The sequence below is a fragment of the Streptomyces sp. NPDC090127 genome (assembly GCF_044746945.1).
Lineage (GTDB): Bacteria > Actinomycetota > Actinomycetes > Streptomycetales > Streptomycetaceae > Streptomyces.
Genome location: NZ_JBIVDE010000003.1, coordinates 789,505 through 811,774, shown reverse-complemented (window position 1 = coordinate 811,774; position 22,270 = coordinate 789,505). Strand labels below are relative to the sequence as shown.

Here is a 22,270-nt window from a genome sequence, read left to right as displayed (position 1 = left end):
CGACGTGCCGACGTGCCGATGTGCCGATGTGCCGACGTGCCGGCGTGCCCGTGGCTTCCGCCGTTCGCGCGCCGCCACCCTCGTGCCGGCCGTTGTCGTGGCGTCCGCCGCCCGGGTAGTCGGACGCGACGCCTCACCGGTTCCCGCCGGGTGACCGGTCGGCCGGGAGGCATCGGTGGGACAGTCCGAACGCTTGGTCAACGCCCGTACGTCTGGGTTACGTTGACATCGTCGGGGTACGGGGGGCGGGGCGACCGGAAGTGGGCGCGGGGCGATGAACGTCGAGGCGACAGCGCAGCGCATCCTGGACCAGGTCCTGCGCGCGGACGAAGATCCCGAGGCACTCGGCTGGTTCCTGACCGAAGAGGCCGCGGCGACCGCCGAGGCGGTACGCCGCGCGGGGCTGCTCCCGGACGGCACCGTCCTGCTGACCGCGGTCAACGCCATCGGCTACTACGACTGGGGCCGCTTCCTCGCGGGCGGCGCGACGGACCTGGAGGCGCTCGGCTCGGCCGTCGTCTGCTTCCTGGACGTCCACCGCGCCTCGCCCGCGCACGTCCCACCCGTGCTGAGCCCCCTGCTCGCGCTGCTCGCGGGCGAGCCGGCCGGCTCGGACGCCGACCCCACGAGCGCGTACGAGGCGGGCGTCGGGGTCCTCCTCCAGTACACCCGGCTCCGCAACCCCGCCCTGCTGCCCGCCGCGAACGCCCTGCTGCGCCACGCCGCCGACGGATTCCCCGAGGGCAGCGCCGAGCAGGGCACCTGCCGGTCCGACCTCGGCCTGGTCCTCCTCTACGGCTTCCGGGACGGCGGCGGCCCCGAGCTCATCGACGAAGCCCTACGCCAGAGCCGCGCCGCCGTGGCGGCGGCCTGCGGGGAGCGGGCCGAACAGGCCCGCAGGCAGGGCAACCTGGGGCTGGTCCTGAAGCACGCGGGGGAGGCGACGTCCGATCCGGAGACGGTGCGCGAGAGCGTCGAGGTCCTGCGCCGGACGCTGCGCGTGAGCCTGCCGGGGGACCCGTACCACGCCCTGCACCTCGGGTTGCTCGGCTCGGCGCTCCTCGGCGCCGCGGGGCAGCTCGACACGCCGGACCTCCTCGTCGAGGCCGTCGACTTCCTGCGCCGCTCCGTGGCGGCCGAGCCTCCGGGGCAGGCGCCGCCCGCCTCCCATCTCGCCGATCTGGGCATGGCCCTGATCACCCTGTCCATCGCGCCGGTCACGGCTCCCGGCCCCCCGCAGGAGCGCACCGCCCTCCACGACGAGGGCATCGAGACCATCCGGCGCGCGGCCGGGACCGCGGGTAACCCGGTCGAGGCCTCGCTCTACCTGTCCCATCTCGCCTTCGTCCTCAACGGCCATGCGGTGAACACCAGGAACCCGGCCGTCCTCGGCGACGCCCACAGCGTGGCCCGTGACGCCCTCGCCACTGCCCCGCCCGGCCATCCCGCCCACACACACGCCCAGTACGTGCTCTCCGAGGTGCTGCGCACCCGGTTCGTCGAGACCGGTGTCCTCGCCGAACTGGACTCCGCGATCACGTACGCCCGGAGCGCCCTGGACGCCACCGCGCCGCACGACGCCCGGTACGCCGGCCGGGCCGTGGACTTCGCCGACCTGCTGCGGCTGAGGGCCAACGCCGTGGGCGACGCGCCGGAGGCGCTCGACGAAGCTCTCACCCTGCTGCGCCGCGTCGCCGACGACACCCCACCGCACTCCGGCACGCGCGCCCGCGTGCTGCTCGTCCTGGCGGGGATACTGCACGCGTCGGCCCGTGGCACGGGCGAGCGGGCCGAGGCCCACGCGGCGGAGGCGGAGCGTACGTACCGCGAGTGCGTCGCGCTGACGGACGGGAACGACGGCGTCGGGGCCTCCGCCCGCAACGCCCTCGGGCAGATGCTCGTAGGGCGGGCGAACCGCGCCGCCGCGCGCGGCGTCCTCTCCGGCCCGGCGGCCGAGCACACCGATCAAGCGCGCCGGGAGGGCCTCGACCTGATCCGCGAGGCCCTCGACCTGATCGGCGACGACGACCCCCGGCGCTCGGAGTACCTCTCCGACCTGGGCTGCGCCCACGTGGAGCACGCGGAGACCACCGGCGGCAGCGAGGCCTGCGCCGAGGCCGTACGCGTCCTGCGGCTGGCCGTGGCGGCCGCGGGGCCCGACGCCGGCCAGGACAGGGCGGTCGCCCTCTCCAACCTCGGCTCCGCGCTGGTGCGCCTGGGAGACCTCACCGGCGCCGAGCCGCCGCTGGCGGACGGCGTACAGGCGCACCGGGAGGCCGTGGCGGCGACCGGCCCGGACGACCGCCACCGCGCGCACCGCCTCGGCAACCTGGGCGACGCGCTCCAACACCTGGCCCAGCTCCGCTCGGACGTCGCCTGCGCCGAGGAGGCCGTCGCCGTGCTGCGCGAGGCCGTCCGCGTCGCCGGAGCCCACGCACCCGGCGCGGCCGACCACCTCGGCCGCCTCGGCGGCGCACCCGACGCGGCCGACCACCTCGGCCGCCTCGGCGGCGCCCTGCGCACCCTGGCCCGGTTCACCGGATCGCCGGCGCCCCTCGAAGAGGCCGTCCAGCTGCACCGCCAGGCCGTCGCCGCGGCCCAGGAGACCGGCTCCGGGGCGGCGGGGAACCACCCGTACTCGGTGGGGAGGGCCCGGACGAGCCTCGCCAACGTCCTCGTCGAACAGCACCGCCGCACCCGCGACGAATCCCTGCGCGAAGAGGCCCTGGGCCACTACCGCGCCGCCCTGGAACACCCCCTCGCGGGCGGTGAGCGCCACCGCGCCCTCACCAACTACGGCGACGCCCTCTTTGGCCGGGCCGCCGACACCGTCGACCACCCCCTCATGGACACCGCGATCGGTGTCCTGCGCGAGGCCACCGCCGTCGCCCCCGCCCACCACAGGGGGCGCCCGGGCGTCCTCATGAACCTGGGTCTCGCCCTGGTGCGGCGTTCGCGCCTCACCGGCGACCGCAGCTGGCTCGACGAGGGCCTGGCCGTCCTGCGCCGTGCGGTCCAGGAGTCCGCCCCGACCTCCTTCGATCGCGCCGTCCAACTCTCCAACCTCGCCCAGGCGCTGAGCGTCCGGTACTACACCACGGGCGACCGGGCGGCCGCCGAGGAGGCGTCGGCGCTGCTGCGCGAGGCGATATCCCTGGAACACGGGGAGCGGCACGGCAGGGACCTGGCGCGCATCAACCTCGGCGTCGTGCTGTCCCGTGTCGCCGTCCCCCGGGACGGGGAGGCGGACCCCGAACTCCTGCGGGAGGCACGGCGTGTCCTGGAGGAGGCCGTCGCGGGCCTCGACGACGGCCACCCCCGGCGGACCGTCGCCCTGCTCAACGTGGCCGGCACGATCATGACGACCGTGGACATGACCGAGGACGCCACGGACCCGGCTTCCTCGCGCGCGCTGCTCGACCGAGGGCTGAGTGCCGTACGGGAGGCTCTCGGCCGCCTCCCCGAAGGCGACCCCGACCACGTCCAGGCCCTGTGGCTGCGGGCCCGGCTCCTGCTGGCCAGCGCCCGCCTCGACGGGGGGACAGCGCGGGCGGATCACCACGGGCCGTCCGGTGGTGCGGCGCGGGCGGATCGATACGGGGAGTTCGGGGAGCTCGGGGCGTCCGGGGACACCGCGCGGGCGGAGCTCGCCGAGGCGGTCCGGTGTGCCCGGCAGGCCGCCCGGAGCACGGTCGCCTCGGTCACCAAACGGGCGCTGGCCGCCCGGGTCTGGGGCGATGCGGCGGCCGCCGCCGGTGACGACGCCGAGGCGCTCGCGGGCTACGCGTACGCCGTCGGTCTGCTGCCCCGCCTCGCCCCGCGCGGACTCGTCCGCACGGACCAGGAGGACCGGCTGGTCAGCAGCGCCGGCCTGGCCTCCGACGCCGCCGCGTTCGCCCTGCGGACGGGCGACCCACTGGCCGCCCTCACCCTCCTCGAACAGGGCCGCGGCATCCTGCTCGCCCAGGGCCTGGAGACGCGCGGCGACCTCTCCCGGCTGCGTACGGCCGATCCCGTCCTGGCCGCCGAGTTCGAACGGGTCCGCGAGGCGCTGAGCACCGGTTCTGCCGACGACCCCACGCTGATCCGGGCCGACCCCGCGGACCGCCCCGACCCGTCCTCCTCCGAGCACCGCGCCGGGCTGCTCGCCGAGTCACGGCATGCTCTCGCCCGGACCTGGGACGACCTCCTCGCTCAGATCCGTCGGCTGCCCGGCCTCGCCGACTTCCTCCGGGCCCCGGCGGTGGCGGACCTGCTCGACGCGGCCTCCGGCGGCCCGGTCGTCGTGGTCAACGTCAGCCGCCACGGCTCCGACGCCCTCGTCGTCACCGTCGAGCACGGCATCCAGGTCGTCCCGCTGCCGGGCCTCACGCCCGAGGGAGTCCTGGACCGGGCCATGGAGTTCGTCGCGGCCGTCGACCAGGCGTACGGAGACCAGGGGGTCCGGCAGGCGGTCGCCGCGACGGGGACGCTCTCCGACATTCTGGAGTGGCTCTGGACCGCCGTCGCGGAGCCGGTCCTCGACCGGCTCGGCCCGCTCGCCGCCCCCCGCCCGGACGGACCGTCGTCCCGCCTGTGGTGGTGCCCCACCGGCTGGCTGTCGTTCCTGCCGCTGCATGCCGCGGGCCGCCCCGACCCGAAGGACGGCGAGACCGTCATGGACCGGGTCGTCTCCTCGTACACCCCGACCCTGCGCGCCCTGGTCCGCGCCCGGAACGCCCCCACAGGCGCCGCCGCGACCGTCCCCGCGCCGCTGATCGTCACCCTCGCCGACACCCCCGGCGCCCCGTCGCTGCCGGGCGCGGCCCAGGAGGCGAAGCTGCTGCGGAAGTTGTTCCCCGCGCACGTCGAACTCGCGGGCGACGCGGCGACCGTCGCAGCGGTCCGCGATGCCCTGCCGGCGCACCCCTGGGTCCACTTCAGCTGCCACGGGGTGAGTGACCCGCTCGCCCCGTCCGAGAGCGGGCTGGTCCTTCACGACGGTCGGCTCACGGTCGGCGACGCAGCCGAGCAGCGCCCGCGCGAGGCGGTCCTCGCGGTGCTGTCGGCCTGCTCGACCTCCCAGGGCGGGTTCACCCTGCCCGACGAGTCGGTCCATCTGGCCTCCTCGTTCCAACTGGCCGGATACCCGCACGTGATCGGCACCCTGTGGCCGGTCGCCGACAAGGTGGCGACCCGGCTGACGGAGGAGGTGTACGCGAGCCTCGTGGACGATCTCACCCGTGGCAGGCCGATCGATCCGGCGACGGCCCTGCACCGCCCGGTCAGGGAACTGCGCCGCAGGCTCGCCCGCGCCCCGCACCTGTGGGCCGCGCACATCCACACCGGTCCCTGAGGCCGCGCGGCGCCACGCGCCACCCCGCGGCGCACGCGGCAGAGTCGGTGAGACGGCCCCGGAGTCGGTGAGACGGCCCGGAGTCGGCGAGACGGCAGCCCGGTCAGCCGGACGGCCGTAGGGTCAGTCGAACGCCGGCCCGGTCAGCCGGACGGCCGCAGGGCCAGTCGAACGCCGACCGGGTCAGTCGGCCTGCAGTCGGGTCAGCCGGGCACCCGCGAGGTCGTTCGGACGACGGCCGCGTCAGTCGGACGGCGTCGCCCCCTCGCCCATCGCCGTACCGGACGGTGCCTGGGGCACGTCCTCCGGTTCCGCCGCCTCGTCGGACGGCCGATAGGTGCGCCGGTCCGAGAACTCGGCGAGCAGATCCTCCAACTCGGCCTCGTCACGCGGCTGGTGATGCTGAGTCATGGTGCGCCCCCTCCCCTTCCTCGCTGCCGTGCGGCCGGGCCGGCAGGACGGCCGGCGCCGCCGGCGGCAGCAGCACTTCCAGTACGTCGATGTCGGCGGCGCGCAGATACACCCCGCCGGTGTCCGGCACCCGCCCGAGGAACCGGCCGTCGGCCCCCATCCGGTACTGGGCCTGAAGATAGACGTCGCCCGGTTGCGGATAGGCCGAGACGGCCGACCTCGACCCCAGCCAACCACCCACCCAGAGACCGTTCTTGAGCCGCGCCCGGACGAAGCACGAACCGCGGTCCCGGAAGAGCGCGTCCCACGCCGTCGGCGTCGGTTCGTACCGGGCACGCCTGCGCCGCCGGTCCAGACGGGCCTCCGTCCAGGCGATCCCCGCCGGCACCAGGACCACCAGGAGCAGCGCCGCGAGGCCCGCCTCCCGAGGGTGCGCGAGGACGCCCGCGACCGGCCCCTTGCCCTGTCCCGCGAGGAGCCGCACCAGCCACGGCCCGGCGGCCACCGCGTACACGGCGTCGAGCAGGGCGCCCGCCGCGATGGCCCGGATGATCCGGTTCTGCGGTTCCTGCTCCGCCGCGACGGCGCCGCGCAGATGCTCCCGTACGGCCTGGTAGACGACTCCGGGCAGCACGAGGACCAGCAGGATGGTCAGCTGCTGTACCGTCCCCGGAACCATCGCGCCCGCCTCCGCTTCCGCCGCCCGTGTCGCCCCGTGTCGTCAACTCCCGCCCCACACCGTACGTCGGTGATCGAGCCGGGGATACGGAAGGGGCGCACCCGGGTCCCGACATACGGGAAGGCGTGATCGACAGGACGGCGCCGTTCGCCGCGCCAGGGGGAGGTTGCCGACGTGAAGATCGTGCTGCTCGGTCCGGTCGGGGCCGCGGCCGACTCCGGGTCGCCCGTCGACATCGGTGGCGTCCGGCTGCGCATGCTGCCGGCCAGGCTCGCCCTGGAGGGCGGACGACCGGTCTCCGTCGACGCGCTCGTCGACGGCCTGTAGGGCGTCGACTCCCCGGCCGAGGCGCAGAACGCGCTGCAGGCCCTGGTGTCCCGCCTGCGCAAGGCCCTGCGGGGCGCCGCCACGCTGGAGTCCGTGGCCTTCCGGCGCGGCGCCCCCACCCCGCGACCGAAGGCGCCGGCCCTCCTCGCCGGGGAGCCCGCCCGCCTGGGGGCGAGGGCCTGACCACCGCCGCGTGTCAGCGGGCCGCGCCTGCGCCGGGCGTCCCCGTCACGCGGACGAGGACGTCCTCCAGGCCCGGCTGACGCAGGCCCACGTCCTCGGCGTTGACAGGCGGCGCGCGCGGGCCTGCCGTCAAGGACGCGTACGGACCGGGCGGGAGCGCGTCAAGACCGCGCGAGGGCGGCTCGGCAGCGAGCGCGCACGGACCCACCCTGAGCGGACCTGCCACGAAAGGGACCAGAGACATGGCCGTCCTGACCACCACGACCGGTGCCGCCCCCAGCGCCGAGGAGCCCCCCGATACCGGGGCGCGCCACCGGCTGACCGCCGTCACCGGCCTCGCCGCGCTCTCCCTCGACGCCATGGCGTCGGTGGCGTACGGCCCCGAGGCCATCGTGCTCGTCCTCGCGGCGGCCGGGGCCCACGGGCTCGGTCTCACCCTGCCGGTCACGCTCGCCATCGCCGGCCTGCTCGCCGTCCTCGTCGCCTCGTACCGCCAGGTCATCGCCGCCTTTCCCGACGGCGGCGGCTCCTACGCGGTGGCCAAGGCCCACCTCGGACGGCGCACCAGCCTGGTGGCGGCCGGCTCGCTCCTCCTCGACTACGTCCTGAACGTCGCCGTGGCCGTCACCGCCGGCGTCGCGGCCCTCACCTCCGCCTTCCCGGCCCTCTACGGACAGCGGCTCTGGATCTGTCTGGCCGTCCTCGTCCTGGTCACCGCCGTGAACCTGCGCGGCATCGTCGACTCGGCCCGCGCGTTCATCGTGCCGACCGCCGTCTTCGTCGGCGCGATCCTCGTCCTGATCGCCGTCGGCCTCTTCCGCGACGCGCCCGTCTCCACAGCGGCCTCCGCCGGTCACGCCTCCGTCCTCGACGACAACGCCACCACCGTCGGCGCGCTGCTCCTCCTGAAGGCCTTCGCCTCCGGCTGCTCCGCCCTCACCGGCGTCGAGGCCATCGCCAACGCCGTACCGTCCTTCCGCGCCCCCGCCGCCGAGCGGGCGATGCGCGCGGAGGTCGCCCTCGGCGCGCTGCTCGGTGTGATGCTGATCGGCCTGTCCGTCCTGATCTCCCGCTTCGGCCTGCAACCGGTGGAGGGCGTCACCGTCCTCGCGCAGCTCGCCGACGCCTCTCTCGGGCACAACTGGGCCTTCTACGTCGTCCAGTTCGCCACCATGGTGCTGCTCGCGCTCTCCGCGAACACCTCCTTCGGCGGTCTGCCCGTCCTGCTGAAGCTGCTCGCCCGCGACAACTACCTGCCGCACGTCTTCGGCCTGAAGGCGGACCGCCAGGTCCACCGCCACGGTGTCGTCTGGCTCTCGATCGTCTCCGCCGCGCTGCTCGTCCTCTCCGGCGGCGACACCAACACCCTCGTCCCGCTCTTCGCGATCGGCGTCTTCGTGGGCTTCACCATCGCCCAGACCGGCATGGTGCTCCACTGGCGCCGCGCACGCGGCCCGCGCCGGACGGGCAAGGCCGTCCTGAACGGCCTCGGCGCCCTCCTCACCGGCGTGTCCGCCGTCGTGGTCACGGCCACCAGGTTCCACGACGGGGCCTGGCTGATCGTGATCGCCCTGCCGCTGCTCGTCCTCGTCTTCGAGACCGTGCACCGCGCCTACGGGACGATCGGCGAGCGCCTCGGCGTCGGCCGGATCCCCGAGCCGCCGCACCGCGAGCGCTCCCTCGTCCTCGTCCCGGTCTCCTCCCTGACCCGCCTCACCAGCGAGGCCCTCACGGCGGCCGTCTCCCTCGGCGACGAGGTCCGTGCCGTGACCGTCTGCCACCCCGAGCCGGAGGACCGCACCGCGACGGAGGCCCTGGCGCGCGACTGGGCGCTGTGGAACCCGGGCGTCGATCTCGTCCGGCTCCCCTCGGAGCGCCGCTCGCTGGGCCGCCCCATCACCGCGTACGTCCGCTCCCTCGCGGCCGCCGAGCCGGACACCCGCGTCACGGTCCTGATCCCCGAGACGCAGCCCCGGCGCCTCTGGCAGCGACTGCTGCAGAACCAGCGGGGCGCGATCGTCGCCCACGCCGTCCGGCGCGACACGGACGCGGTGATCTGCCGCCTCCGGTTCAGATGCTGACGGGACGGCGCCGGGTGGGTCGCCGCCCTGTGCACCGGTCTGCCCGCTCTTGCCGCCGCCGGATCCGTCAGCTGGTGACCGGTCTGCCGCACCTGCCGCCTTGCCGGTCCGTCGGCCCCCCGATGACCGGTCTGCCGGCACCGGCCGCGCCGACTCCCGTCGGTCGCCGCCTCCCTGGCCTCGACGGGCACCCAGCGAGGGGTGGCCTTATCCGCGATGATCGCCGCGGGGCCGCCTTCGGCCCCACCGTCGCTCGCGACGGCCGCTACGGCCTCCCTCCGCACGCGCCCCCGGGACCCCCGGCCAACTCGCCTCATCCGTCGGTGTCTTGGCTCGTCCGGTGGCCTGTTTCGCCGCCGCGCCCCGGCGGTCCTGGGCATTCCGGGGGCGTGCGTGTCTGTGCCCCCGCCCTTACGGGGGGCATACTGGCAGGACGATGACGAACCGATCCGCGCCCCGGCGCCACCTGTCCACCAGCCCCTTCGCGGCTCCCACCGATCCCGTGATCAAGGAGTTCGCCGTCGGTGACCGCGTCTCCCACGATCGTCACGGCCTCGGCAAGATCATCGGCCAGGAGCCGACGGGGGCGCTGCTCGTCGACTTCGGAGCCAGCCAGGTCCGAGTCCTCAGCCCCTTCAAGGGCATGCACAAGCTTTGACGGCCCCCGACAGCCTCACGGAAGACCGCCCCGGCGCCTCGCGCACCGGGGCGGCTTTCGTCTGCGCGCCTACGATGGGCCCATGTCGGAACGCGATCCGTCCTCACCTGCGAGCGTCGTGCACCAGCGCACGCCGGGCGCCCGCGAGCTCGCCGCGGCGGCGGGCGTGTTCGCGCTCCTCGCGGACCCGACGCGGCTCCACCTGGTCTGGCTCCTGTCGCGCGGCGAGTCGGACGTCACCGCCCTCGCGGAGGCCTGCGGCGCCGCCCGCCCGGCCGTGAGCCAGCACCTCGCCAAACTGCGGCTCAGCGGGCTGGTCCAGCACCGGAAGGACGGCCGCCGCGTGCTCTACACGCTGCCCGACGGCCATATGCGGCGCCTCGTCGTCGAGGCGATCAGTCACGCCGACCACCAGGTCACCGGCGAACCCTGGCACGACTGAGACCACACCCGCCCGTCTACGTGTGCGCAATCATGCACATGTTCGCTACGGTGGTCACGACCCCCGGAGTCGAACGAGGGCGGGCCTCATGCTGTCCGTGCTGCGTCATCGCACCTACCGTCGCCTCTTCACCGCGCAGGTCGTCGCCCTGGCGGGCACCGGCCTGGCGACCGTGGCCCTCAGCCTCCTCGCGTACGACCTCGCGGGCGCCGACGCCACCGCCGTCCTCGGGACCGCGCTCGCCATCAAGATGGTCGCCTACGTCTCCGTGGCGCCCCTGATCAGCGCCTTCGCCGACCGCATACCCCGGCGCGCCCTCCTCGTCGCCATGGACCTGACGCGCGCCACGGCCGCCCTCGCCCTGCCGTTCGTCACCGAGGTCTGGCAGGTCTACGTCCTGATCCTGCTGCTCCAGGCCGCGTCCGCCGCCTTCACGCCGACCTTCCAGGCGACCGTTCCCGACGTCCTGCCCGACGAGCGCGACTACACCCGCGCGCTCGCGCTCTCCCGTCTCGCCTACGACCTGGAGAACCTGTTCAGCCCGGCGCTCGCGGCCGCCCTGCTCACGCTCGTGCCGGCCGGGGCGCTCTTCACGGGCACCGCCGTCGGCTTCCTCGCCTCCGCCGCCCTCGTCGCGTCCGTCCTGCTGCCCGTGCCCGGACCGGCCGAACGGACCGGCGGCGCGTACGCCAAGGCCGCCTTCGGTATCCGGCTCGTTCTGGCCACGCCACGCCTGCGCGCCCTGCTCGCCCTCGACCTGGTCGTCGCCGCGGGCGGCGCGATGGTCCTGGTCACCACCGTCGTCCTGGTCCGCGAGGTCCTCGGCCGTCCCGTCGGCGACGTCACGCTCGCCCTCGGCGCGTACGGAGCGGGCTCGATGGCCGTCGCCCTGCTGCTGCCACGCGTCCTCGAACGGTTCGGCGACCGGCACCTCATGCTCCCCGCCGCCTTCGTCACGGCGGGGGTCCTGCTCCTCCTCGCGACGGGCCTGACGGGCCTGACGGGCATGGTCGGCACGGCGGGCCTGACGGGCGCGGCGGGCCCGGCCGGTGCCACGGGCCCGGAGACCGCCCCCGGGCCCTGGGCCTGGCCGGCGCTCCTCGCCGCCTGGCTCCTGCTCGGGGCCGCCGGCTCGGCCGTCCTGACGCCCGGCGGACGGCTCCTGCGGCGCTCGGCGGCCGGCGCGGACCTGCCAGCCGTCTTCGGCGCCCGGTTCTCCCTCGCGCACGGCTGCTGGCTGCTGACCTACCCCCTCGCCGGCTGGACGGCCGCGCACGCCGGCCTCGCGGTCGCCGCCGGGGCCCTCGGCCTGCTCGCCCTCCTCGCCGCCGTCGCCGCGCTACGGCTCTGGCCACGCGAGGACCCCGACGAGCTGGAGCACCGCCACCCGGAACTCGCCACCGACCACCCGCACCTGTCCGGCGCGGACGGCCGCCGGCACGTCCACGACTTCCGCATCGACGCGCTTCACCCGCGCTGGCCGGCCGCCGAGCAGCGCGAGGCGACCCGTTCGGACGGCCGCCGGGTCAGGCCAGCCCGCCCCCTCGCCCTCCGCCCACACCGCCCCCGGCACCTCGGCGAGCGGGCGCTCCAGAAGATCGCACACCGCCACCCCGTCCAAGCCGCAGCCCCAGTCCCAGCCGAAGCCGAAGCCGAAGCCGAAGCCGACGGCCAGGCGGGAGCGGGCCCGTCCGCCGCAGGACTCGTAGCGCCGCAGGACTCGTAGCGCCGCGGGACTCGTAGCGCCGCGGGACTCGTAGCGCCGCACGACCCCACCCCGCTCCGGCCGACCCGATCTACGAACGGCAGGCCTGGTGGTCCTGATCCGAGGCGAGCGAGGAGGCAGGCGTGTGCGGCCGGGCCGGGTCCTGTGCCAGCCAGTCCAGCGCCGCGCGCGCCGTGAACTCCCGCTGCCCGCCGGGGAGGAGCAGATCGGCCGCCATGAACGCCGGATCGTCCGCCGTCGCCGCCATGTACGGCAGCGCCACGCACCGCATGCCCGCCGCCCGGGCCGCCAGGGCGCCCGGCGCGGCGTCCTCGAAGACCACGCACCGCGCCGGCGCGACCCCGAGCCGCCGCGCCGCCTCCAGGAAGACGTCCGGCTCCGGCTTGCCGCGTCCGACCTCCTCGGCGGAGACCAGCGTCGTCAGGAACGCGTCCAGGCCCGTGCCCGCCAGGACCGCCTCGATCGCGGCGCGGGACGAACCGGAGGCCACCGCCATCGGCACTCCCGTCACGTACAGCCGCTCCACGAACGCCCGCATCTCCGGATAGACCGGGGTCGAGGCCCGCGCCAGCTCCAGATAGCTCCGGTTCGTGGCGTCGAGCAGCTCCTCCAGCGGAGCCTCGATGCCGTAGTGGGCGCCGAGGATCTCCAGGGTCTCGCGGGTACCGATCCCGATGTAGCCGGTGTGGCGTTCCCAGTCGAAGTCCGTGTCGCCGGCGAGGGCGGTGAGCGTCCGCAGGGTGGCCTCGTAGTAGTTCGGCTCGCTGTCCACCAGCGTGCCGTCGAGATCGAAGATGACCGCAGTGTGCTCTGTGCTCATGCGGTCCAGCATCTCAATCCGTGCGCGCCGTTCCCACGGACGAAAGTCCCGGTGCGCCACGGTCCGCTCCGGTCAGCCCTTCCGCGCCGCCGACGCCCGCCCCACCGACTCCACCAAGGGCAGCAGCCGGTGCGCCACCCGCTCGCGCAGCGCCATCTCCGTACGGGTCCTGACGACGCCCGGCAGCTGGATCAGCCGCTGGATCACGTCCTCCAGATGGCCGTTGTCCCGGGCCACCACACGCGTCAGCAGATCCCCGCCGCCGGTGATCGAGAACGCCTCGACGATCTCCGGCACCGCGGCGAGCGCGTCCCCGACCTCGTCCAGATGCCCCTGCGTGACCTCGATGTGGACGAAGGCGAGCACCGGGTGGCCGAGCGCGGCGGGGGAGAGGACGGGTCCCGTCGCCGTGATGACGCCGTCCCGCTCCAGCCGGTCGATCCTCGCCTGCACCGTGCCCCGGGCCACCCCGAGGACGCGTGCGTACTCGCGCACGCTGGTGCGCGGCTGCTCGATCAGGAGCCGCAGGATCCGAGTGTCGAGCTCGTCCACCGCCATGGTCCGTTGGCTCCCTTCTGGTCGTCCTCGATGTCTGACGACTGTACCAATGGCCCAGCCCTTCGCGCCTCGGTTGAGCCAGTGGACGGCCGGGTGGTTTCCTGGGGGAACAGTACGAAGTGATGGCGCCGCACAGCGCCGGACCGGCGACGAGGCCGGACCGGACCGCGGCGCCTTTCCCATGTCCTGAGGCCGCCACAAGCAGGCCGGGGCACGAGGCGACGCGAAGAGGGTGTGTGTACGGCAGCGGGGGCGGAACGACCGTCGTGAAGAAGGGCCGGGAAACCGGCCGCCGACTGATCAGGCTCATGTTCGTGGCCCCCGACCCGGGCCGCGTCCGGCTGCGCGTCTCCTCGCGGGCCGTCCTCGGCATCGCGCTCGCGGTCGCCGCCGCCGAACTCTGCGGGCTCTCCCTCACCGCCTCGATCACCGGCGGTCTCGCCGCGCTGCTCGCGCTCTTCACCGTCGGCGACCCCACCGTCCGCCGCCAGGCCGTGACGACCGCCCTGCTGCCCGCCGTCGGGTTCCCCGTCCTGGCCCTCGCCACGGCGCTGCACGGCGCGCCGGCGCTGCGTGACGCGTCCTGGCTGTTCGTGGTCTTCGCGGGCGTGTACGCACGCCGCTGGGGCCCGCGCGGGCACGCCCTGGGCATCTTCGCGTTCATGATGTTCTTCGTCACCCAGTTCCTGCACGCGCTGCCCGCGCAGCTGCCGGAGCTGTACGCGGCGGTGGGCCTGGCCCTGCTCGCCGCCGGCGCGATCCGCTTCCTCGGCTGGTGCATCGAACGGCGCGTCCCGCCGCCCGCCGCGCCCGCCCCGTTGCCGGGCCGCGGTCTCGCCCGGCCCACCACCCGGCAGGCGTTCCAGGCGGCCGCGGCCTGCGCGGTGGCGCTCGCCGCCGGTCAGTTCCTCTCCCAGGAGCGCTGGTACTGGGCGGTCGGCACCGCCTGGTGGATCTTCGTCAACACCGCCTCACGCGGTGAGACCCTCGTCCGCGGCTTCCGCCGGGTCGTCGGCACGGTCGTCGGCATCGCCGCCGGCTTCCTCATCGCGATCCCGCTGGGCGGCGCGCCCGCCCCGACGGCCGCGCTGGTCGCCGTCTGCGTCTTCGGGATCTTCTACACGGCCGCGCTCTCGTACAGCTGGATGATGTTCTTCGTCACCGTCATGGCCGGCCTGCTCTACGGCCTCCTCGGCGTCCTCCACCCCGGGCTGCTGCTCCTGCGCTTCGAGGAGACGGCGGTCGGCGCGCTCGGCGCGGCCGTCGGCGTCGTCCTGCTGCCGGTGACCACGCACGCCGCCACCAACGCGTGGATCGAGCGGGCCGTGACCTGCGTGCACGCCTGCACCACGGCCGCCGCGCGGCGCCTCGCCGGCGACCCGGCGGCGGACCCGGCGCCGCACGCCGCCGACCTCGAGGTGCTGCTCGGCCGGGTCCGGCTCTCGCTCGCACCGCTCGTCCACCCGCTGAGCCCGCTGCGCGCCCGCAAGGCCCGCGCCCGGCGGGTCCTGGCGCTGCTCGACGACTGCGCCCGGGAGATCCGGGGCCTCGCGGCGGTCGCCGCCGACCCGGACGCGTCCCACGACGCCCGCCTCGCCGCCGCCTCCTGGCGCGTAGAGGCCGCCGTCCACGCCCTGGTACCGCCGGCCCACCCCGCGCGCCGGGCCTCCGAGGAGGCTCTCGCGGCCCCGCCCCACCACCCGGGCGCCGAAGCCGCACTCGGCCACCTCGACGGCCTGGAGCGCGCCCTGACCGCCTTGGCCACCCCGCTCCGCACGGCCCCGAGCGCCCCCTTGGTCCCCGCGGCCTGAGCGCGCACGGCCGACCGCCGGATACCGGATATCGGATGGGGGATATCGGATCCAATATCCAATATCCAATATCCGGTATCCGGTATCCGGTATTCGCGCTCCCGGATCCAGGAAACCCTCCGCGTGATCCAAGTTGGTCTAGACCGCCTGCTAACGTCGGCGCCGACTAGGGGGCGGTCGGCCGAGCGCCCCGGTGGAGAGGGGAGACGCCATGGGCGGGACAGACGCGAGGGATGCGGTACGGGGACGGGTGCGGGCCTTCATCGGGTCGTTCACCTCGGCGGGGGGTCGGGGCATCCTCGCCGCCGACGTGGACCAGGAGACCGGCGCCCTGACCGTCACCGGCGCGACGGACGCGCTCGCCGACCCCTCCTACCTCGCCCTCGCCGGCCAGGTCCTCTACGCCGTCTCGGAGACCGAGAAGGGCGCCGCGGCGGCCTTCGACGTCTCCGGAGCCGTACCCCGTCCGCTCGGGGTGCCCGCGCTCGTGCGCGGCGCGGGCCCGACCCACCTCGCCGTCACCGCCGGTCACGTCCTCACCGCCAACTACACCTCGGGCAGCGTCACCGCCCTGCCCATCACCGCGGACGGCTCGCTCGGCGCGGCCACCGACGTCGTGGGGCACGAGGGGTCGGGGCCCGTCGCCGATCGCCAGGGCGCCCCGCACGCCCACCAGGTCCTGCCGGCCCCCGACGGCCGCTGGACCGTCGCCGTGGACCTCGGCACCGACTCCGTGGTGATCTACGCCCTCGACCCCGCCACGGGCGCCCTGCGGCCGCACGGCGAGACCGCGCTCAAGCCCGGCACCGGCCCTCGCCACCTGGCCTTCCACCCGTCCGGCAGCCACGCCTATGTCCTGAACGAGCTGGAGCCCACCCTCACGGTCTGCCGCTGGGACGCGGCGACGGGCACCCTGGAGCCGCTCGGCGAGACCCCTGTCATCCCCGCCGGGACCGCCGGCACCGCCGGGCCGAGCTACCCCTCCGAGGTCGTCGTCGCCCCCGACGGCCGTTTCCTCTGGGTGGCCGTGCGCGGCGACGACACCCTTGCCGTCCTCGCCCTCGACCCGAGCGGCGGGCAGGCCACGTTCCGTACCGCCGTGCCCTGCGGTGGCCGCTGGCCGCGCGACCTGGCCCTCGACCCCTCGGGACGGCGGCTCTACGCGGCCAACGAGCGCTCCGGCGACGTGACCTGGTTCGACCTCGACCCGGAGACCGGCGTCCCGCACCGCGCGGGCTCCGTCGACGCCCCGGCGGCCTCCTGCGTGGTCTTCGGCTGACAGGCTCGCCCGCCTGACGCGCCTGACACCCCCGGCAGGTCCGCGCGGCCGACGCACCCGCACGGCTGAGGGCCCGCGCCGGACGCATCCGGTGCGGGCCCTCAGCCATGTCCTGGCCCCTCAGTGGGTGGGGGCTCCCTGCGGCTGCTGCGGGGCGATGCCCAACGCCGCCGTGTACTGCGAGAGCACCAGCTTGCCGATCGCCGGGTACGCGCCCAGCGGCTCGGCGGCGGCGCAGCCCGCCTCCTTGGCGGCCGCGTCGAGCAGGCCTTCGGCCAGCTCGGGGCCGATCAGGTACGGGGCGAGCGCCAGCTGCTCCGAGCCGGAGCCGCGCAGCTGCTCGGCGATCGCGGTGATCGAGCCCTCCTGGTCGAGCGCGGCGGCCATCACCGGGACGGCCAGGCGCGCGGCCAGCAGCATGCCGGTGATCCCGGCGGCCTGCACGGCCTCCTCGCCGCCGACCGTGGCCAGCACGATGCCGTCGGCGGCCGTGGCGACGGTGAAGAGCCGCGCACGGTCTGCGCGGGCCAGACCGGCCTCCGACAGGCGCACGTGCAGCGCCTCGGCGAGCAGCGGGTGCGGGCCGAGGACGTCCGTCAGCTCGGCGACGTTGCCGCTGTCCATCACGGCCTGGCGGATCCGGCGCATCAGGGCGCTGTCCGGACCGGCGAGCAGCGGCACGACGACGGCGGCCGGGCCCTGGGGGGCGCTGACCTCGCGGCCGGCGGCCACGGCCAGCTCGTAGCGCTCGGTGCGCAGCGTCTCGGCGCGTGCCAGCACGCTTCCGAGGGTGAGGTACTCGACGTCGTCACCGTCCAGGTAGCCGATCGCGGCCTCCAGGCCGGGCAGCTCGGAACGGGCGATGCTCACGACCTCTTCGGCCAGCGAGCGTATGGCGGGCGACGGCGCGCCGGGGACGGCGAGGACCAGGGTGGGAGCGCCCTCGGGCGCCGCCGCGGGTTCGGGGCGACGGTGCCGTCCGGGCTGGCGGGGTCGCGGCATTCGTACAGGCAGGCCGGAAGCAGGCCCAGTGGGGGAGCTCATGGCGCCGCATGCTACTGGTTTTGCCTGCCGCGCAGTGCGGTGAGGTGCAGCTGAGCGTTATCTGCCCCGCTTTGTCCGAAGCGTGACTTACGTGGTCACATGCAACAACTTCGGCTCCACAGGCAGTCGTAGCGCATCCGTGGCCAGGGCCGCGGCGAGGGCGAGCGCCCCGTCGAGCGGGTCCCCGGCCGCCGACGTCTGCCGGGCGTGCGGCAGTTGCCCCGCGAGCTCGGCCCGCAGCGGTACGAGCAGCGGGTCGCCGAGCTTGAACAGGCCTCCGGTCAAGGCCACTTCGTACGCTCCGGGGGCCGGGCACACGGCGGCCGCGGCCTCGGCCACGTGCGCGGCGGCCTGCCGCAGGATCTCCGTCGCGATCGGGTCGCCGTCGGTGGCGCAGCCGGCCACGTCGGGCGCGAACGCGGCGAGCACGGCCGGCCGGTCGGTCCGGGGGTACAGCGCGGCCGGCAGCGCGGCGGCCGGGCCGAAGCGGGCCTCGGCCCGGGCGAGCAGCGCGGGCGAACCGCCTCGCCGGCCGTCGTGGGCGCGCATCGCCGCCTCCAGGCCGGCCCGACCGATCCACGCGCCGCTGCCGCAGTCGCCCAGCAGATGGCCCCAGCCGTCGGCCCGGCGCCAGGTCGTCAGGTCCGTGCCGAGTGCGATGAGGCCGGTACCGCCCGCCACGACCGCCCCGGGCCGCTGACCGAGCGCCCCGACGTACGCCGTGACGGCGTCGGCCGCGAGCGCCAGGGACCGTACGCCCAGGGCCTGGCGCAGCGCGCCGGGCAGGACGGCCCGCAGCTCCTCGCCGAGCGTCGCCATGCCGGCGGCGCCGACGGCCACGGCGACGACGGGACCCGCCCCCGCACGGTCGCGCAACGCCTCGACGGCGGGCAGCAACTGACCGAGCAGATGGGCGGCGTCGATCCCGCCGGGACCGGTCCGCACCGGCTCACGGGACGAGACGGTCTCCACAGGACGCGAGGCCAGGGCTCCCGCGTCCGCGCCTCCCGCCTCCGAGGCTCCCGCCCCCGCGCCTCCCGCCTCCGCGACCCCTGCGTACGGAGTCGAGGCGTCCGAGGCGCGCGCCAGGGCGATCCGCAGCCCGGAGCCGCCGGAGTCGACACCGACGACCCAGCCGTCGGCCGCGGCCTCGCCGCCCGCCGCGGACGTCACGGCAGTCGCCAGTCCACCTCCTGCGCCCCCTGGCGCAGAAGCAGTTCGTTGGTGCGGCTGAACGGACGCGAACCGAAGAAGCCGCGGTCCGCGGACATGGGGGAGGGGTGCGAGGACTCGATCGCCGGCAGATCGCCGAGCAGCGGGCGCAGGTTGCGCGCGTCCCGCCCCCACAGCACGGAGACCAGGGGCTTGCCGCGGGCGGCCAACGCCCGGATGGCCTGCTCCGTGACGGCCTCCCAGCCCTTGTCCCGGTGCGCTCCCGGCTTCCTCGGGGCCGTGGTGAGCGCCCTGTTGAGCAGCAGCACCCCTTGGCGCGTCCACGGCGTCAGGTCGCCGTTCGAGGGCCGGGGGTGCCCCAGGTCGGTGTGCATCTCCCGGAAGATGTTGTCCAGACTGGGCGGCACCGGACTCACCTCCGGCGCCACCGAGAAGCTCAGCCCCACGGCGTGCCCCGGCGTCGGGTACGGGTCCTGTCCGACGATCAGGACCCTCACCTCGTCGAAGGGCTGCTGGAAGGCCCGCAGGACGTGCGCTCCGGCGGGGAGGTAGGTCCGCCCGGAGGCGATCTCCCGGCGCAGGAAGTCGCCCATCGCGGCGATGTTGTCGGCCACCGGCGCGAGCGCGTGCGCCCACCCCGGCTCGACGATCTCATTCAACGGTCGTGCTGCCACGGCCGTCACTCTACTGGCGCACTGTGACAGCCCCTCACCCGATCACCGGGGCCGGCGGGGCGGGGCGCCTCACCCGATCACCGCCGCCCGCACGCACAGCACGTCCGGCAGGTGCTCGGCGAGCAGCCGCCAGCTGTCGCCGTCGTCGGCGCTCGCGTACACCTCGCCGTTGCGGTTGCCGAAGTAGACGCCGGCCGGGTCCCCGTCGTCCGTGCACATCGCGTCCCGCAGCACCGTGCCGTAGTGGTCGCCCTCGGGCAGCCCGGCGGTCAGTGGCTCCCAGCTGGCTCCGGCGTCACTCGTCCGGAAGACCCGGCAACGGCGCTCGGCGGGCACCCGGTCGGAGTCGGCGTTGATGGGGAAGACGTAGGCCACATCAGCACGATGCGGATGGGCGGCGACGGTGAAGCCGAAGTCGGAGGGCAGACCGGCGCCGATGTCGGTCCACTTGGCGCCCGCGTCGTCGCTGCGGAACACGCCCCAGTGGTTCTGCAGATAGAGCCGGTCCAGGTCGCCCGCGTCCTGTGCGATCTTGTGCACGCACTGGCCGAACTCCGGGTTCGGATCGGGCAGGAAGACCGCGGACACCCCCTGGTTGGAGGGGTCCCAGCTCGCCCCGCCGTCCCGGGACCGGAACACCCCGGCCGTCGACACCGCGACCGTCACCGCCGCCGGGTCGCGTCGGTCGGTCACGATCGTGTGCACGGCCTCCCCGCCTCCGCCGGGCTCCCACCGGGACCGGGTGGGGTGCTCCCAGAGCGGGCGGACCAGCTCGAACGACTCGCCGCCGTCCTCCGACCGGAAGAGGGCGGCCGGCTCCGTCCCGGCGTAGACGACGTCCGGGGAGTGGTCGGGCGCGGGGTGCAGCTGCCAGACGCGCTCCAGCGAAGCGCCCGTGTCCTGGGGGAACTTGACGGCCGGCTTCGCCGGCTCGGTCCAGGAGGCGCCGAGGTCGTCGGAGCGGAAGACGGACGGACCCCAGTGCGCGCTGTCCCCGCCGACGAGCAGCCGGGGCGTGGAAGGTCGGGTGTCGATGGCGACCGAATAGATCGCCTGCGCGTTGAAGTGGGGATCGTCGAACTCCCACCGGCCGTCGCGCCGTCGGCCGATGAACAGACCTTTGCGGGTACCTACGGTCAGGACTACGTCGGGCATGGCCGACACCTCCAGGACGCCGTTGTCGCGGATACGGGCCAGTCTGCACCCGACCACTGACAGGGGCGCCCCGAGGCGGCTCAGCCCCAGGTCGGAGGCGTGTTCCGGGCCGTGCGGCCGGCCGCCCAGGCGGCGGATCGACCCCGCGGGAAGCCGGCCCCGGCGGCAGGTCGGCCCACGTGGCCAGTCGGCCATGGGGCTGGTCGGCCCACGCGGCCAGTCGGCCACGCGGCAGCTCGGCCCACGCGGGCGGTCGGCCAGTCGGCCACGCGGCGCGGCAGCTCGGTCCACGCGGTCGGTCGGCTCAGATCGCCCAGGCGTACTGCGTGGGGGCGTGGGTCGCGGCGCCCAGTTCGCGTGCGGCCCGGCGGGCCCATGAGGCGTCGCGGAGCAGCTCCCGCCCGAGCAGGACGGCGTCGGCCTCGCCGTTGGCTACGATCTTCTCCGCCTGCTCGCTCTCCGTGATCAGCCCGACGGCGGCGACCGGCAGCCCCGTCTCGGCCTTCACCCGGGCGGCGAACGGCACCTGGTAGCCGGGGCCGACGGGGATCCTGGCCGGGCCTCCGTTGCCGCCGCTGGAGACGTCCAGGAGGTCCACGCCGTGCGCGTGCAGCAGGCGCGCGAAGCGGACGGTGTCGTCGCCGGTCCAGCCCTGGTCCTCCAGCCAGTCGGTGGCGGAGATCTTGAAGAAGACCGGGAGCTCCTCGGGCCACACGCTCCGGATGGCGTCCACGACCTCCAGGGCGAGGCGGGTCCGGTTCTCGAAGGAGCCGCCGTGGGCGTCGGTGCGGTGGTTGGCGTACGGGGAGAGGAAGCTGCTGATCAGATAGCCGTGGGCGCCGTGCACCTCGACGACCTCGAATCCGGCGGCGCGGGCACGGCGCGCGGCCTCGACGAACTGGCCCGGGATCTCCGCGATCTGAGCCGCCGTCATCTCGGCCGGGACGGGGTGGTCGTCGGCGAACGGGAGGGGGCTCGGGCCGACCGGCTGCCAGCCGTGCTCACCGGGCCCGACCGGTCCGCGGCCCTCCCACGGGCGCTTGGTGGATGCCTTGCGGCCGCCATGACCGAGCTGGATGCCGGGCACCGTGCCGTGCTCCTTGAGGAATCGGGCGATCCGGCCCAGCGCCTCCGCCTGGGTGTCGTTCCAGATGCCGAGGTCTGCGGGGCTGATCCGGCCCTCCGGGGAGACGGCGGTGGCCTCGACGAGGATCAGGCCTGTTCCGCCGGTCGCGCGGGAGGCGTAGTGGGCGAAGTGCCAGTCGTTCGGTACGCCCGCGTTCGGGCCGGACGCCTCGGCCGAGTACTGGTCCATGGGGGCCATCCACACCCGGTTCGGGATGGTCAGCGACCGCAGGGTGTAGGGCTCGAACAGGGCGACGGTCATGACGGACTCCTCTGGCGGGGGCCTTGCGGGGTGGCCTCTCGGGGTCCTCGTACGATAGTCGTCGTAGTACGGCGCCTGTCAAACTACGAGGATTATCGTACAATGGCGACTTCCGGATGAAGTGGAGCCGCCGTGACGACCGCGACCAAGCCCCGGGTCCTGGACCACCCCACGCGGGAGGAGATACGCCTGGAGGGTGTGCTGCACGCGCTCTCGGACGCGGTGCGGCTGCGGATCGTCAGCGACATGGCACAGGCCGACGGCGCCGAGGTGAGCTGCTCGTTCTTCGACCTTCCGGTGACCAAGTCGACGCGTACGCACCACTTCCGGGTCCTGCGCGAGAGCGGCGTCATCGAGCAGGTCTACCGGGGCACGGCCAAGCTCAACGCCCTTCGACGCGCCGACCTCGACACCCTCTTCCCCGGCCTCCTCGACAGCGTCCTCCAGGCGACGAAGACCCAGACGGCCAGGCTGAGCGGGTAGACCCCGACCACACGAGACCCCGGGGGGACCCGGCCACGCGTCAG

The 22,270-nt window shown here is 75.0% G+C and carries 18 protein-coding genes and 1 pseudogene; 10 read left to right on the top strand and 9 right to left on the bottom strand.

Annotation, left to right across the window (positions count from 1 at the left end; genetic code table 11):
• Window positions 1-274 precede the first annotated feature (274 nt).
• Window positions 275-5,335 carry a CHAT domain-containing protein gene (locus ACIPPS_RS14500; RefSeq protein WP_401430897.1) on the top strand — a complete coding sequence of 1,687 codons (5,061 nt, stop codon included), beginning with the start codon at window positions 275-277 and terminating at the stop codon, window positions 5,333-5,335.
• Between the two features lie 243 nt (window positions 5,336-5,578).
• Here the strand turns inward: ACIPPS_RS14500 and ACIPPS_RS14495 are convergent, their stop codons facing one another.
• Both ACIPPS_RS14495 and ACIPPS_RS14490 read right to left on the bottom strand, forming a co-directional pair.
• On the bottom strand, window positions 5,579-5,746 hold the full coding sequence (locus tag ACIPPS_RS14495) for a hypothetical protein (protein WP_401430895.1): 168 nt from the start codon (window positions 5,744-5,746) through the stop codon (window positions 5,579-5,581).
• Entirely contained in the window at window positions 5,721-6,425 is a 705-nt protein-coding gene (locus ACIPPS_RS14490; RefSeq protein WP_401430893.1) for a DUF6338 family protein, read from the bottom strand. Before ACIPPS_RS14490 ends, ACIPPS_RS14495 begins: the two co-directional genes overlap by 26 nt.
• Window positions 6,426-6,599: 174 nt before the next feature.
• Here ACIPPS_RS14490 and ACIPPS_RS14485 point away from each other — a divergent pair, with 174 nt between their 5' ends.
• The 6 genes and pseudogenes from ACIPPS_RS14485 to ACIPPS_RS14460 all read left to right on the top strand — a co-directional run.
• Window positions 6,600-6,752, top strand: coding sequence for a hypothetical protein (locus tag ACIPPS_RS14485; protein ID WP_401430891.1), 153 nt, complete (start codon window positions 6,600-6,602; stop codon window positions 6,750-6,752).
• Window positions 6,753-6,797: 45 nt separating this feature from the next.
• Entirely contained in the window at window positions 6,798-6,935 is a 138-nt protein-coding gene (locus ACIPPS_RS14480; RefSeq protein ID WP_401430889.1) for a hypothetical protein, read from the top strand.
• Between the two features lie 242 nt (window positions 6,936-7,177).
• Complete coding sequence (locus tag ACIPPS_RS14475; protein WP_401430888.1) at window positions 7,178-9,016, top strand: APC family permease; 1,839 nt, start codon at window positions 7,178-7,180, stop codon at window positions 9,014-9,016.
• Between the two features lie 436 nt (window positions 9,017-9,452).
• Entirely contained in the window at window positions 9,453-9,674 is a 222-nt protein-coding gene (locus tag ACIPPS_RS14470) for a hypothetical protein (RefSeq protein WP_401430886.1), read from the top strand.
• 82 nt (window positions 9,675-9,756) lie between these two features.
• Entirely contained in the window at window positions 9,757-10,116 is a 360-nt protein-coding gene (locus ACIPPS_RS14465; RefSeq protein ID WP_401430884.1) for an ArsR/SmtB family transcription factor, read from the top strand.
• Between the two features lie 88 nt (window positions 10,117-10,204).
• Window positions 10,205-11,470, top strand: a pseudogene (locus ACIPPS_RS14460) (MFS transporter); the annotation flags it as partial.
• 442 nt (window positions 11,471-11,912) lie between these two features.
• Here the strand turns inward: ACIPPS_RS14460 and ACIPPS_RS14455 are convergent.
• Both ACIPPS_RS14455 and ACIPPS_RS14450 read right to left on the bottom strand, forming a co-directional pair.
• Window positions 11,913-12,662 (bottom strand): HAD family hydrolase, encoded by a 750-nt coding sequence (locus ACIPPS_RS14455; protein ID WP_401430882.1) that lies wholly within the window; start codon window positions 12,660-12,662, stop codon window positions 11,913-11,915.
• Window positions 12,663-12,734: 72 nt separating this feature from the next.
• Window positions 12,735-13,220, bottom strand: coding sequence for an Lrp/AsnC family transcriptional regulator (locus tag ACIPPS_RS14450; RefSeq protein ID WP_401430880.1), 486 nt, complete (start codon window positions 13,218-13,220; stop codon window positions 12,735-12,737).
• Between the two features lie 308 nt (window positions 13,221-13,528).
• Here ACIPPS_RS14450 and ACIPPS_RS14445 point away from each other — a divergent pair, with 308 nt between their 5' ends.
• Window positions 13,529-15,031, top strand: coding sequence for an FUSC family protein (locus ACIPPS_RS14445; RefSeq protein ID WP_401431427.1), 1,503 nt, complete (start codon window positions 13,529-13,531; stop codon window positions 15,029-15,031).
• Between the two features lie 211 nt (window positions 15,032-15,242).
• Complete coding sequence (locus ACIPPS_RS14440) at window positions 15,243-16,310, top strand: lactonase family protein (protein WP_401430878.1); 1,068 nt, start codon at window positions 15,243-15,245, stop codon at window positions 16,308-16,310.
• 120 nt (window positions 16,311-16,430) lie between these two features.
• On the opposite strand, the gene ACIPPS_RS14435 is transcribed toward ACIPPS_RS14440, so the two are convergent.
• The 5 genes from ACIPPS_RS14435 to ACIPPS_RS14415 all read right to left on the bottom strand — a co-directional run bounded on the left by ACIPPS_RS14435 (window position 16,431) and on the right by ACIPPS_RS14415 (window position 21,743).
• Window positions 16,431-17,354, bottom strand: coding sequence for a sirohydrochlorin chelatase (locus ACIPPS_RS14435; RefSeq protein WP_401430876.1), 924 nt, complete (start codon window positions 17,352-17,354; stop codon window positions 16,431-16,433).
• 87 nt (window positions 17,355-17,441) lie between these two features.
• On the bottom strand, window positions 17,442-18,527 hold the full coding sequence (locus ACIPPS_RS14430; RefSeq protein WP_401430874.1) for an N-acetylglucosamine kinase: 1,086 nt from the start codon (window positions 18,525-18,527) through the stop codon (window positions 17,442-17,444).
• Window positions 18,524-19,201, bottom strand: a complete 678-nt coding sequence (locus ACIPPS_RS14425; RefSeq protein WP_401430872.1) for a uracil-DNA glycosylase — start codon at window positions 19,199-19,201, stop codon at window positions 18,524-18,526. The genes ACIPPS_RS14430 and ACIPPS_RS14425 overlap by 4 nt, the downstream gene beginning before the upstream one ends.
• A 69-nt stretch (window positions 19,202-19,270) precedes the next feature.
• A complete protein-coding gene (locus ACIPPS_RS14420) occupies window positions 19,271-20,413 on the bottom strand; it encodes a WD40/YVTN/BNR-like repeat-containing protein (protein ID WP_401430870.1) in 1,143 nt (380 codons plus the stop codon).
• A 247-nt stretch (window positions 20,414-20,660) separates the two neighbouring features.
• Window positions 20,661-21,743 carry an NADH:flavin oxidoreductase/NADH oxidase gene (locus ACIPPS_RS14415; protein WP_401430868.1) on the bottom strand — a complete coding sequence of 361 codons (1,083 nt, stop codon included), beginning with the start codon at window positions 21,741-21,743 and terminating at the stop codon, window positions 20,661-20,663.
• Between the two features lie 132 nt (window positions 21,744-21,875).
• On the opposite strand from ACIPPS_RS14415, the gene ACIPPS_RS14410 reads away from it, so the two are divergent.
• Window positions 21,876-22,226 carry an ArsR/SmtB family transcription factor gene (locus tag ACIPPS_RS14410; protein WP_401430866.1) on the top strand — a complete coding sequence of 117 codons (351 nt, stop codon included), beginning with the start codon at window positions 21,876-21,878 and terminating at the stop codon, window positions 22,224-22,226.
• Window positions 22,227-22,270: the final 44 nt, after the last annotated feature.